This window comes from Halomonas sp. ATBC28, assembly GCF_005937175.1.
Lineage (GTDB): Bacteria > Pseudomonadota > Gammaproteobacteria > Pseudomonadales > Halomonadaceae > Vreelandella > Vreelandella titanicae.
In genome coordinates, this window is the sequence record NZ_VCQL01000002.1 from 76,563 (window position 1) to 89,689 (window position 13,127).

A 13,127-nucleotide genomic window follows, 5' to 3' on the forward strand; every position below is an offset into this window, starting at 1 on the left:
CGCTTTATGCATCATCAGGCTGCTCTGGTAACCGGCGGTGCTACCCGCTTGGGCCGATTCTTCTCCGAAGCGTTGGCTGATGCCGGTTTTGATATTGCTCTACACGTTAATCGCTCCCGCAAAGAGGCCGAAGAGGTCGCCAGCGGTATCCGCGCTAAAGGGCGGGAGTGCGAAATATTTTCCTGCGATTTTTTAAACGAAGACTTAAACGACTTACTCCAGTCGGCCAAGCAGCGCTTCCCAGGGCTTAATTTGCTGCTGAACAGCGCCTCTGCCTATGAACCCGCGCCGATCTCGGCGACCGAGCTGGCGATGCTGGAGACACAGTTCAGGGTCAATATGTTTACCCCGCTACTGCTCACCCGTTACTTTGCCGAAACCGTTCAAGAGGGCCAGGTGATCAATATCATCGATAATAAGGTGGCCTATCACCAGTATCCCTATGCAGCCTATTTGCTATCGAAAAAGAGCCTAGCGGAGATGACTCGTATGGCGGCACTGGAGTTCGCACCGCGCATTCGCATTAACGGCATCGCCCCTGGCGTGGTACTGCCCGCTTCCCAGCGCACTAGCGCCTATATTGAGTGGCGTATTGAAGGCATTCCGCTCAAGCGCCAGGGGCACCCCGACCACCTTGTACAAGCTCTGCACTACTTGTTGGAAAACCCCTTTGTAGCGGGGCAGATTCTGTTTGTCGATGGCGGGGAGTCAATCAATCTGGAGGGTCGGCACTCAGAAAACTATGCCAATTAAATAAAAATTCAGCCCTTAAAACGCAACGAGGCCGCCTGAAGGCGGCCTCGTTGCAGCGATTGATAACAATCGCTTCACGATAACAACAGTTTAAGTTTCATCGACGTCGTCATGGTCAGGCTTTTCGTGTTCAAAAGTATCAGAGCTAGTTTTACTACCGCGTGGATCAAACCTGTCATCCGATGTAATATCACCCGACTTAGGCTGCCCAGCCGGGCTACCATCGATCGTAAAGGCTTGCTGCATAACACGCAGGTTTGCGGGAGGCGCAGAACCAGTTTTATCTTGCCCGAAGTAGAGCGTGGTATGCGGGAAAGGTATCTCGATACCCGCTTCATCGAAGCGTAGCTTGACGAGGCGATTGTAGGCGCGGCCCACGGCCCACTGGTCGCCCGGCGTAGTCTTGATCACCACACGGATGTTCACGGAGCTGTCTGCCAGCGCAATGACACCTGCCACGGTCAGATCCGCCAACAATTTATGGCTATGCTCTTCGCTGGCTTTCAGGTCTTCAAAAGCCAATTGAAGCTGTGCAATGGCATCATCAATACTCTCACGATAGGCAATACCGTACTCACCCACATGGTTACCAAACTCGCGCATATAGTTAGACACGGTATCCACGCTGGAGAACGGCACGATGTGATAAGTACCGGACAAATCACGAATACCGACAGAGCGGATACTGAGCCGTTCGGCGGTGCCTGTCACGCCACCCACCGTGACCACATCGCCGGTATTCATAGCGTTCTCGACCTGGATAAATACCCCGGTGATAACGTCCTGCACCAGCTTCTGAGCACCAAAACCAATCGCCAAACCAAGTACACCGGCACCGGCAATCAATGGGCCGATATTGATGCCAATTTCCGACAGTACGATCATGCCGGTAATCGTGACCATAGCGATTGCCAGGGCATTACGAAACAGGCTGAGCAGGGTTTTTGCCCGCGCAGAGGGTTCACCGTAGCCGGTTTCCGGATTGAGCTTATGCTCGATCAGGCTTGCCAGGCCCAGCCACACGGCGAGCGCCACAATCAAAATCACCGCAACACTGGTCAGGTTGCCAACCAGCACGGCGCCACCTTCAGAGGCATACCAGGCAGCTAGGTCAAAGGCGCCCCAAGCGTTCAGCACCATCATGATGACCACAATCAGAATGATCGTACGCAGCACGCGAAGCGCATTGGGCACGTAGCTGTTTAAGCGCTTTTCAAGCAGCGGTAATTTGCGCCGCAGATCGTCCGACAGGGTAATCCGACGGCCAATGGTCTGGGTAAGAAAAGACGACACCAACAACCCAACGACAATCGCGGCCAATGACTTCAAGGTGGCAAACATCACAAACGGCAGCGCATCGCCGGGGCGCGTTAACGTCAGCACAAATACGATCAAGAAATAGAGCAGCGCGAACAGGTGCCAAGTACGGGCAAATAGCTGCAGCGAGACGCGGCTGGCAGTCAGCGTTGATTTTGCCGCCATCTCGTTCAGATTACCGCGCAGACGGGCGCGGTTTCTTAGCACCACAACCACCGCATAGATAAACGCCAACAGCATAATCAGCGTACCGACCGCTTGACCCAGTGAGGCCGCTACATAGAAGTTAACCAGCGGGACTACCACCATCAGGCCGTAACCGACCATGCCGATCAACCGCGCTAACCAGCGGTTCCAGTAGGAGGCTTCCTGGGCAGAGATAGGCAGTAGCCGCAGCCCTTCGTAGCGCGAAGAGAACAGCATTCGCACACCGGCTTTGAGCAGTTCAATAATCAAGAACGCATTTAAAAACAGCGAGGCACGGGTCGAGAGCTCCCCTGCTTCACCAATCGCAAAGGTGGCCAGCAGATTACCACCCACATAGGCCAAGCCGACAAGCAGCACATCGATGACTGCCGCAATCGCCACGCAGAAAACCAAACGTAAAACGGGGGTTAAATTTTTACCATTCAGCGACCAGCCGCTGATTTTGGTAAACAGCGGCTTAGCCAACCGCCGAACAATCATAAACAGTGCAAAGGTGGCGACAATCACCATACCCAGATTAATCGCCGCACTGGTGAAGGCGGCCATATCAAAGACACTGTCGGCCTCTTGGCCAGAAAACAGACCGCCGACAATGCCTACCACTTGCTCGAATTGGCCACCCACATCGCTTACCACACGACTGGTGAGCTCAGCGAGTTGGCGTGGCAGCGAGACATCCTCCGGCGCTATCTCACTGCCTTGAGCGGCCGCTTCCGGGGAGAGTTCGGTAGCAACGCCATTGGGCAGCACTGAGGCTTGATTGCGCAACATCTCAATCAGCTCTTGCCGCGACTGCTCATCCTCTAGCAGGTTCGCCAGCGCCTCATAGGACGTAGGCGCTGCTTCTTCAGAGGATGCAGCACCATCGGCGCTGGTCGACTCACTTGGCGCGCTCTGCGCCATTGCTGGCGTGGCTATTAAGGCAATCATTGCCAATAGCCAGACACCTAGCCAGGGTAATAAACGAAGTGGCTTCACACCTAAACCTCCTTTTGGGTGAGTGTTCTGTTCAATCTAACGGCTGCTTAGTTTTACGCAAGCCAATAATAGGCAGCCCAAGTTGCTTACACTCTACACTGCCAGCGCCGCTTGTGAAAAAGTTGTACAGGTTAACATGACTTGATTAATAAGGCGTTTCACTGGCAAAGCGGTAATAGCCACTGCTGTGCCAGCAGTAACACCACCGCGTAACGCGTACCTTTAGCGACCACAATCCACGCTAGCGCCCGCCACCAGGGCAGCCGGAAAACGCCGGCCAGTACAGTGAGAGGGTCACCAATAATCGGTGCCCAGGAAACCAGCAGGCTTAGCTCGCCAAAGCGATGATACCAGCGCTCCGCTCGGGCTAAGCTGCGTGGCGAGGCCGGAAACCAGCGGCGATCTTGAAACTGACGCGCATAGCGGCCCATCGCCACGTTGATCATGCTGCCGAGAGTGTTGCCCGCCGTGGCCACCGCCCACAGCCCCAGAGGCGGTTCGCCGAGACACCACAGCCGCGCTAGCCACACTTCCGACCCACCGGGAAGCAGCGTGGCGCTGACCAGGGCGACAAAAAACAGGCTTAGCATAGACTCAGTGAGCGACGTTAACGTGGCACCTGCCCACCCAACTGTTGGGTTATCTCATCGGCCGTTTGGCGAACCAGCGCTCCCAGGGTGAGTAAGCGAGCTTCCGGGATGCGCGCCACCGGGCCAGAAACCGAGATCGCCGCCAACGGCGTGCCATGCTCATCAAACACACAGGCGGCCACGCAGTGCAGGCCAATGGCATGCTCTTCACGGTCACAGGCAAAGCCTTGGGCGCGAATCTGCTCTGTTTCCATTTGAAGTGTGTCGGATTGATAGAGCGTATTGGCGGTCACTCTTGCCAACTCGCTGCCATCCAGCAGTTTGGCGCGCTCATCATCGGGCATCCACGCTAGCAGCGCTTTACCTACGCCGGAGGCATGCAGCGGCGCGCGGGAACCTAGGCGGGTGATCATACGCATCATTTGCGGTGATTCATGCTGCGCTAAAAATACCGCCGTGACCCCATCGCGAATGCCCAAATTAGCGGTCTCGCCGGTCTCAGCGGTTAAACGGCGTAGAAAAGGGCGACTTGTGGCCACCACGTCGCGGGCTTCAAGAAAGCTATTGCCGATACGGAAGGTTTTGACATCGATGCGCCATAGGCCTTGCTCGTTCTCCTGGGTCACAAACCCCTGACTCTGCAAGGCTTGCAGCAAGCGGTGGGTGGTAGAGGGCGCCAACTCAGCCATCTCCGCCACATCTGAAAGGGCTAAACCAAGCGGGCTGGCCGCAAGGTACTCCAACAGCGTTAAGCCACGCACCAACGACTGGCTATGGCCTCCGCTAGCTTTGGCGGTACTCGCCGGACGACCGACCGTCCTGCGTTTGGCTTCACTCACTTGGCTTTCTCCAAATAGGCACTGCTAAAAGACGCTCCCAAAAGCGCTCCTACTACTTACTAAAAGCGCCCTTGCTGACGGCGCCTTCCCTAAAATACAAAGGGCGTCAGGATAACGTGACAACATGGCAATTGTCGCGTTTACGGAAACGAATTCCATTCATTCAGCGATGGTTCCAGCGCGGTAGCCGCTTAGCTATAAACGCATCGATCCCCTCACCCACATCCTCGGCCAACATATTGCAGGCCATGGTTTCCCCGGCAAAGGCGTAGGCTTCGTCGAGTGGCATGCTCAACTGACGGGCAAACATGGCTTTTCCGGTACGCACCGCAACGGCACTTTTAGAGCAGATACTGGTGGTCAGGGCTTCAGTTGCTTCGTCCAGCGCGTCATCATCTGACACGCGGTTAATCAACCCCCTCTCAGCGGCTTGATCCGCGCTTATAAACTCCCCGGTAAGCAGCATCTCCATGGCGTGTTTACGCGCAACGTTGCGGGAAAGTGCTACCGCTGGAGTAGAACAAAACAGGCCAACATTGATGCCGGAAACGGCAAAGCGTGCGCTGCGTGCCGCCACCGCCAGATCACAGCTCGCCACCAGTTGGCAGCCCGCAGCGGTGGCTATGCCCTGCACTTTGGCGATGACCGGCACAGGCAAGTGCACAATGGCCTGCATCACTTCGCTACAGCGGGCAAACAGCGCTTGATAGTAGGCTTTATCGGGGTTGGCACGCATCTGCTTCAGATCATGCCCGGCGCAGAAGGCTTTGCCTTCGGCGGCAAGTACCACACAGCGCACGCTGCTATCGTCGGCAATTTCGGCTAACGCGTCGTGAAGCGCTTGCAACATGGCTTCCGAGAGCGCGTTAAAGCGCTCTGGCGCGCTCATCGTCAGCGTTGTGACGCCTTGCTGGTCAAAACGTTGTAGGAGGGAGGCCGTTGTGGAAAGGTCATCAGTGGTGATGGGCATGGTGAACTCCTGAGGTTGAGTAACACTTTGCCCATCAGTCTAGCGCACAAGCTTTACGTACGTTTTTGTTTAAAAATCTTACCTACAAGTGCGCTACTTCATTTTTTCATTAGGCGGGTGTCACGGCCTAAGGGGTGCGGCTCGCCGCGCTGTTTGGCTAAATCGATTTGGCGTTGGCGCTCACGGGCCGCCGCGCGGGTCTTCTCCGGCAACGAGTCGATGCAGTGGGGGCAGCTAATCCCCGGCTCGTAAGCAGAAGACTGCATATCCTCGGCGGAGATCGGCATGCGGCAAGCGTGGCACTGCTCGAACTCGCCTTTGCTTAAGTCGTGGCGAACCGTCACCCGGTTGTCGAACACAAAACACTCACCGCGCCACAGCGACTGCTCTTCCGGGACTTTTTCCAGGTAGTTCAGCACGCCGCCTTTTAAGTGGTAGACCTCTTCAAAGCCTTCTTTAAGCATAAAGCTGGAGGCTTTTTCACAGCGGATGCCGCCGGTGCAGAACATGGCTACTTTCTTATGTTTTTCTGGGTCGAAGTGCTCGCGCACGTACTCAGGAAACTCTCGGAAAGTGGTGGTTTTAGGATCGGTCGCCCGTTCGAAGCTGCCAATCGCCACTTCGTAATCATTGCGGGTATCGATCACCAGTACTTCCGGATCGGCAATGATGTCGTTCCAGTTTTCCGGCTCGACGTAAGTGCCCACGGTATCGTTAGGGTCGATATCCGGCACGCCGAGGGTGACGATCTCTTTTTTGAGTTTGACCTTGGTGCGGTAGAACGGCGTTTCGTCACAAAACGACTCTTTGTGATCAATATCAGCCAAGCGAGGGTCAGCAGTCAGCCAAGTCAACAGTGCGTCGATACCTTCGCGGCTACCCGCCACCGTGCCGTTAATGCCCTCTTTGGCGAGCAGCAGCGTGCCCTTTACATCGTTATCGAGCATGGTTTGGCGCAGCGGTTCGCGCAGCGCTTCAAAGTCATTGAGGGTGACAAATTTGTACAGCGCAGCGACCACAATGGGCGGCGTTTGAACAGTTACTGACATGCAAAACTCCTGGTAGTCACCCTCGCAAAGGGCGGACCGGGTTAGAAGAGGCCAGGATTTTACTCGAAAGCTAACCAAAAGTTTAGCGCTGGCAATCACATTTAATACATCGATTTATTCGACAGGAACGTGCAGAAAGCTTCACCCCACGGAGCGTCAGTAAGGCGTATATTGTCATTATTCAATCTCACGCAACCTGCGGAGCACACCATGATTATTCGTCGTTCAAACGAGCGGGGCTACGCCGACCACGGCTGGCTGCGTTCTTTCCATACCTTTTCCTTTGCCAACTACGTTGACCGCAACCATATGGGGTTCCGCGCTCTGCGCGTGATCAATGAAGACCGCGTAGCGGGTGGCCATGGTTTTGGCGCCCATCCTCACCGGGATATGGAGATTATCTCCTATGTGCTTGAAGGTGAGATGGAGCACAAAGACAATATGGGCAATGGCGAGGTGATGCGCCCGGGCGATGTGCAGCGCATGTCGGCGGGCACCGGCGTGCTGCACAGCGAGTTTAATCACTCCAAGGAGAACGGGCTGCACTTCCTGCAGATCTGGATTGAACCCAAGCAGCTCGGCATTAAACCCAGCTATGAGCAAAAGGCTTTTCCTAGTGCTGAGCGTCAAGGGCAATGGCGTTTAGTGGCTTCTGAAGAAGGCCGCGACGGGTCTGTGAGCATCAACCAGGATGTGAACCTTTACGCGGGTTTGTTTAACGCTGGCGAACAGGCAACAGCGCCGCCTTCGCGCTACGCTTGGCTGCATGTGGTGAACGGCGAAATGGAGATTAACGGTGAGACGCTGAGCGCAGGCGACGCCGCGGCGTTCCAACCGGATGAGGCGATAAACCTTACCGGCAAGGAAGCAGGCGAAGTGCTGCTGTTTGATCTTGCTTAAAGACCGAACCTACTAAACTGCCTAAACCGAAACGGCGCCTCGCAAGAGGCGCCGTTTTTACAGCCAACTTATTTAACCAATTGCGTTAGCTATTTTGCGCCGAGTAGAGCGCACGAATTTTCAGCGTGTGATCCACTTGCTTCAATGCTTCCAGCGCCTGGGGGCCGTAGGCTTTATCTACATCAATGACCACATAACCGACTTTTTCATTGGTCTGCAGGTATTGACCGGAGATGTTGATGTCATTTTCAGACAGCACGCGGTTAATCTGCGACAGCACGCCCGGTACGTTATCGTGAATATGCAGCAAACGGTGCTTGTCCGGGTGAGCGGGCAGCGCCACCTCGGGGAAGTTGACCGAGGTCACGGTGGTGCCGTTATCAGAGTAAGTAATCAGCTTTTCTGACACTTCAATACCGATATTCTCCTGAGCTTCCAGGGTAGAGCCACCGATATGCGGGGTCAGAATCACATTCTCCAAGCCACGCAGCGGGCTCTCAAACTCTTCTTCGTTGCCTTTCGGCTCTACCGGGAAGACGTCAATCGCCGCGCCGTTGAGATTGCCCGCTTTAAGCGCTTCGGCAAGCGGTTCGATTTCAACGACGCTACCGCGGGAGGCATTAATAAAGATCGCACCGGGCTTCATGGCAGCGATCTCTTTTGCGCCGATCATCCAGCGGGTAGAGGCAAGGTCAGGCACGTGCAGGCTAATGACATCGGAACGACCCAGCAGCTCTTCAAGGCTTGCTACCTGGTTTGCATTACCCATACCCAGCTTGGCGATGACATCATAGTAAATGACGTTAAAGCCCAGCGATTCGGCCAGCACCGAAAGTTGCGCACCGATGCTGCCGTAGCCAACGATACCCAGCGTTTTACCGCGCGCTTCGTGGGAGTTCTTCGCTGACTTCAGCCAGCCACCCTGGTGAGCGCGGGCGTTTTTCTCTGGGATACCGCGCAGTAGCATAATCGCTTCTGCCAGCACCAGCTCGGCCACCGAACGGGTATTGGAGTACGGCGCGTTAAATACCGCGATACCGCGGGTGAGGGCAGCGGTTAAATCGACCTGATTGGTGCCGATACAGAAACAGCCAACGCCGACTAGCTTCTCTGCCGCCTCGAACACGCGCTCCGTTAACTGGGTGCGGGAACGAATACCAATGAAGTGAACATCGCGGATCTTTTCGATCAGCGCATCCTCATCAAGGGACGTCGGCAGGTGCTCAATATTGGCGTACCCTGACGTGTGAAAATTGTCCACCGCACTTTGGTGGACGCCCTCGAGTAGCAGGATCTTGATCTTGCTCTTGTCCAGGGACGTTTTGGCCATGGCTGAATCAACCTCTATGGTCGGCGGCATGCGCCGTGTATCGGTTCACGGGAGGCGCATATCGTAGCACAACCCGCATCGTTCAGGCCGGGTGTGAATGATGAAAAGTCTGCGTGGTGACAATGAATGGATCGCAAGTCGCACAACAAGCTGTATTGAAGAGGGCAGACGCCGCCCCCCAGCCTCGGTGTATACTGTGGGCTTATTTAAGCTTATTTAAAAAACATACCGGTTTACAGGCACCCCCAATGAGTGACACGACATCACCCCCACAGGACTTTGCCGCGACGGTTGAGCAACTCGAAACCATCGTTGAACGTCTCGAGTCAGGCGAGCTCTCATTGGAAGATGCACTGACCGCGTTTGAACAGGGCGTGCGGCTGACCCGCGATGCCCAGCAGCGCCTGGATAGCGCCGAACTCAAGGTGCGGGCGCTGAGTGAAGATAGCGAAGGACGTTTAAACGTAACGCCCTTTACTGGCCCCGACGACCCTAAGGATGCGGCCGAGGATGAGAGCAAGGAGACGCCCCCATGGTAGCCATGCAGCCTAGCCAGCTTGCCACCCTGCGTCAGACCAGCAATGCCCGCGTAGATGCCACCCTAGCGGCGCTGTTTGATAACCGCCCAGCGGTAGCGCCACGCCTTGAGGCGGCAATGCGCCATGGCCTGCTGGCCGGCGGCAAACGCCTGCGACCGCTACTGGTGTATATGGCTGGTCAGGCACTCGGTGCTAAAGACGATGCTCTGGATGCCCCCGCCGCGGCCATTGAGCTAATCCACGCTTACTCGTTGATCCATGATGATCTTCCAGCCATGGATGACGACGACCTGCGTCGTGGTCAGCCCACTGTGCATAAAGCCTTTGATGAAGCGAGTGCGATTCTGGCCGGAGACGCCCTGCAGGCGCTGGCCTTCGAAGTGTTGGCCAGCAATGCGCACCCCCGGCTGAGCCATTTGGTGCACACCCTGGCCTCCGCCTCTGGCCGTGATGGCATGGTGGCGGGGCAGGCGCTGGATTTAGACGCCGTCGGCGATCACCCAGATGTCGATGCCCTGGCCCATATGCACGCCCATAAAACCGGCGCACTGATCGTCGCTGCAGTGCGTTTGGGCGGCCTGGTAGCCGTCGACGACGATGACCCGCGCTTAGACGCGCTTACTCGCTACGCCCGCGCCATTGGTCTAGCCTTTCAGATTCACGACGACATCCTAGATGTGACCGGCGATACCGTTACCCTAGGCAAAACGTCAGGCGCCGATGCCGCACGCGCCAAGCCCACCTACCCCAGCCTGCTGGGGTTAGCGGGTGCTCAACGCAAAGCGCACAGCCTGATTGACGAGGCCATTGCCGCACTCGCCCCATTAGGCGAGCGTGCTGCACCGCTGGCCGACTTAGCCCACTACATGATCGAGCGCGACCACTAAAGATGCCCATGAAGCTGTTCGACGAAATCCCCCGCGAGCGCCCAACGACGCCGCTGCTCGACTCCTTTGACCACCCCGCCGCGCTGCGGGCCATGAATGCCTCCCAGCTCGCCCAACTGGCCGACGAGCTACGCGCCTACCTGCTCTATAGCGTGGGTGTTTCCGGCGGTCACTTTGGCGCTGGGCTCGGCGTGGTCGAGCTGAGCGTTGCCCTGCACCATGTCTACCAAACGCCCCACGACCGACTAGTGTGGGACGTGGGCCATCAGGCCTACCCGCACAAGATTCTCACCGGCCGCCGCGAGGCCATGCTAAGTATTCGCCAGCACGGCGGTCTGGCAGCATTTCCACGCCGCGCCGAGTCCGAGTACGACACCTTTGGCGTCGGCCACTCCAGCACGTCGATTTCGGCGGCATTGGGTATGGCACTGGCAGCGAAGGCACAGGGCGATAAGCGTCACGTGTGCGCGATTATTGGCGACGGCGCATTGACCGCCGGCATGGCCTTTGAAGCCCTCGCCCACGCTGGCCACGTGAATGCCAATCTATTGGTAGTGCTCAACGACAACGAGATGTCGATTTCCGAGAACGTCGGCGGCATGGCGACCTACCTAGCTCGGGTGCTCTCCAGCAAGCCCTACCTGAAAATACGCGAAGAGAGTAAAAAAGTGCTTTCGCACCTGCCCGGCGCCCTGGAACTTGCCCGGCGCACTGAAGGGCACATGAAAGGCATGGTCAGCCCCGCCACGCTGTTTGAAGAGATGGGTTTTAACTACGTAGGCCCCATTGATGGCCATGACCTAGACGCGTTAACCCATACGATCGAAAACCTGCGCGACCTCGACGGCCCGCAGTTTCTGCATATCAAGACGGTGAAAGGCAAAGGCTTTCTGCCCGCCGAAGCGGATCAGATTGGCTACCACGCTATTACTAAGCTGGAAAAACCCGAAACGCTAGCCAACGCGACTACGGTCAAGAAACCGGTGGTTACCCCGCCACCCGCGAAGAAAAAATACTGCAATGTGTTCGGCGAATGGCTGTGCGATATGGCGGCAAGCGACAAGCGCCTGATGGCCATTACCCCCGCCATGCGCGAAGGCTCCGACCTGATTCGCTTTTCAAAAGAGTACCCTCAGCGCTATTTCGATGTGGCGATTGCTGAGCAGCATGCGGTAACGCTCGCGGCGGGTATGGCCTGCGAAGGCATGAAACCCGTGGTGGCGATTTACTCCACCTTTCTGCAGCGCGGCTACGACCAGTTGATTCATGACGTTGCCGTGCAGAACCTGGACGTCACTTTCGCCATTGATCGCGCGGGCCTGGTGGGCGAAGACGGCCCCACGCACCACGGCAGCATGGATCTCTCCTTTCTGCGCTGTGTGCCCGGCATGGTGGTTCTGGCCCCGGCGGATGAAGCCGAGTGCCGCGCCATGCTCAGTGCCGCCTATCACCACCCTGGTCCTGCTGCTGTGCGCTACCCCCGTGGCACCGGCCCAGGTGCGGAAATTCCCGCGCATCTTGAGCCACTCGCCATTGGCAAAGCGGAAGTGCGCCGCCATGCCGACAACGATGGTGTGCGTATTGCGCTGCTCGCCTTTGGCAGCCTCAACAGCGCCGCAGCGGAAGTCGCCGAACGACTCAACGCAACCCATATCAATATGCGCTCCATCAAACCGCTGGATCGCGATGCGGTGCTGCACGCAGCCGACGAGCACGAACTATTGGTGACACTGGAAGAAAATGTGGTTGCCGGTGGCGCAGGTAGCGCCGTGAATGAGCTGCTCCACGCCGAAGGCGTTCAGGTGGAAGTGCTCAATCTCGGCCTGCCGGACGCCTTTGTAGAGCACGGCACTCCCGCGCAGCTGCTTGCCGACTGTCAACTGGATATCGAAGGCATTGAGCAGGCTATTCGCGCTCGACTGCCATAAGCCATTATTTTTTAAATTACTTTGAGACTAATATGCTATTTCTAATTATTATTTTCGCCTTGATTGGCCTTGCGTTTGGAGGCCCGGTAGGGCTGCTGATTGGCGGTGGCCTGGGCTGGTGGCTAGGCAAGCGCCTTAGCCGTCGCCTGAATATCGCCCGGATGCGCATCCAGGAAGGCTTTTTGGAGTCGATCTTCTCGGTGATGGGCTGCCTATGCCAAGCCGACGGTAAAGTGACCGAAGGCGAGCTGGACGTTGCCGAGAAATTGTTTGACCAGATGCACCTCCAGGGCGAACAGCGCGCCAAGGCCCGAGCCGCCTTTGAGCGTGGTCGCGCCGATGACTTCGATCTAGACGCCGAGCTGGCCACCGTTAACCGCTTAACCCAACGCCAGCCGGTACTGCGCCAGGTATTTATCCAGGTTCAGCTTTCTGCTATCGCCGCAGATGGCGTGCTTCACCCCGCCGAGCACGAGATGATTCTACGTGTCGCCCGGGGAGTAGGCTGCAGCGACGCCGAAGTTCAGCAGATCGAAGCGATGTTGCACGGCGCGGCCGCAAACTCTCAAGGCGCCAGCGAAGAGGCTCTCAAGGACGCTTACCGCGTATTGGGGGTTTCTGATGACGCCAGCGATGCTGAAATCAAAAAAGCCTACCGCCGTCTGATGAGCCAAAACCACCCGGACAAACTGGCCGGCAAAGGCCTGCCCGAGAGCATGCGTGATATCGCACAGGCGCGCACCAGCGAAATCGGCAATGCCTACGAGCGGATCCGCGAGGCGAGGGAGGGATAAAGAGAAAGGATACTCAGAAGCGCTGAAAACATTTTGATGGAAAGCC

12 protein-coding genes are annotated in these 13,127 nt (G+C 56.8%); 6 read left to right on the plus strand and 6 right to left on the minus strand.

All coding sequences use genetic code 11. The annotated features are described in order from the left end of the window. Nucleotides 1-6: 6 nt before the first annotated feature. The gene (locus E0L35_RS02345) at nucleotides 7-753 is read left to right on the plus strand and encodes an SDR family NAD(P)-dependent oxidoreductase (protein WP_039857609.1); all 747 of its coding nucleotides are present in this window, start codon (nucleotides 7-9) and stop codon (nucleotides 751-753) included. Nucleotides 754-843: 90 nt separating this feature from the next. Here E0L35_RS02345 and ybiO read toward each other — a convergent pair whose 3' ends face one another. From ybiO to E0L35_RS02370, 5 genes are all read right to left on the minus strand, one after another. Beyond that, a complete protein-coding gene (ybiO, locus tag E0L35_RS02350; RefSeq protein ID WP_009286170.1) occupies nucleotides 844-3,255 on the minus strand; it encodes a mechanosensitive channel protein in 2,412 nt (803 codons plus the stop codon). 158 nt (nucleotides 3,256-3,413) lie between these two features. Beyond that, nucleotides 3,414-3,845, minus strand: a complete 432-nt coding sequence (locus E0L35_RS02355) for a YqaA family protein (RefSeq protein ID WP_022521330.1) — start codon at nucleotides 3,843-3,845, stop codon at nucleotides 3,414-3,416. A 17-nt stretch (nucleotides 3,846-3,862) separates the two neighbouring features. Further along, nucleotides 3,863-4,684: an IclR family transcriptional regulator C-terminal domain-containing protein gene (locus E0L35_RS02360; RefSeq protein WP_022521329.1), complete on the minus strand. Its 822-nt coding sequence runs from the start codon at nucleotides 4,682-4,684 to the stop codon at nucleotides 3,863-3,865. A gap of 163 nt (nucleotides 4,685-4,847) precedes the next feature. Beyond that, entirely contained in the window at nucleotides 4,848-5,654 is an 807-nt protein-coding gene (locus E0L35_RS02365; protein ID WP_138799501.1) for an enoyl-CoA hydratase, read from the minus strand. A 98-nt stretch (nucleotides 5,655-5,752) separates the two neighbouring features. Further along, the gene (locus tag E0L35_RS02370; protein ID WP_138799502.1) at nucleotides 5,753-6,703 is read right to left on the minus strand and encodes a rhodanese-related sulfurtransferase; all 951 of its coding nucleotides are present in this window, start codon (nucleotides 6,701-6,703) and stop codon (nucleotides 5,753-5,755) included. Nucleotides 6,704-6,913: 210 nt separating this feature from the next. On the opposite strand from E0L35_RS02370, the gene E0L35_RS02375 reads away from it, so the two are divergent. Further along, on the plus strand, nucleotides 6,914-7,603 hold the full coding sequence (locus E0L35_RS02375) for a pirin family protein (RefSeq protein ID WP_022521326.1): 690 nt from the start codon (nucleotides 6,914-6,916) through the stop codon (nucleotides 7,601-7,603). 85 nt (nucleotides 7,604-7,688) lie between these two features. Here the strand turns inward: E0L35_RS02375 and serA are convergent, their stop codons facing one another. Continuing rightward, nucleotides 7,689-8,933 carry a phosphoglycerate dehydrogenase gene (gene serA / locus E0L35_RS02380; RefSeq protein WP_039857612.1) on the minus strand — a complete coding sequence of 415 codons (1,245 nt, stop codon included), beginning with the start codon at nucleotides 8,931-8,933 and terminating at the stop codon, nucleotides 7,689-7,691. Nucleotides 8,934-9,181: 248 nt separating this feature from the next. Between serA and E0L35_RS02385 the strand changes: the two genes are divergently transcribed. From E0L35_RS02385 to djlA, 4 genes are read left to right on the plus strand one after another with little or no spacing between them, the layout of a single operon-like run. After that, complete coding sequence (locus tag E0L35_RS02385) at nucleotides 9,182-9,472, plus strand: exodeoxyribonuclease VII small subunit (RefSeq protein WP_022521324.1); 291 nt, start codon at nucleotides 9,182-9,184, stop codon at nucleotides 9,470-9,472. Continuing rightward, nucleotides 9,466-10,359 (plus strand): (2E,6E)-farnesyl diphosphate synthase, encoded by an 894-nt coding sequence (gene ispA, locus E0L35_RS02390; protein WP_009286173.1) that lies wholly within the window; start codon nucleotides 9,466-9,468, stop codon nucleotides 10,357-10,359. Before E0L35_RS02385 ends, ispA begins: the two co-directional genes overlap by 7 nt. Nucleotides 10,360-10,361: 2 nt before the next feature. After that, nucleotides 10,362-12,287 (plus strand): 1-deoxy-D-xylulose-5-phosphate synthase, encoded by a 1,926-nt coding sequence (gene dxs / locus E0L35_RS02395; protein WP_138799503.1) that lies wholly within the window; start codon nucleotides 10,362-10,364, stop codon nucleotides 12,285-12,287. A gap of 32 nt (nucleotides 12,288-12,319) precedes the next feature. Then, a complete protein-coding gene (gene djlA, locus E0L35_RS02400) occupies nucleotides 12,320-13,081 on the plus strand; it encodes a co-chaperone DjlA (RefSeq protein ID WP_138799504.1) in 762 nt (253 codons plus the stop codon). Nucleotides 13,082-13,127 lie beyond the last annotated feature (46 nt).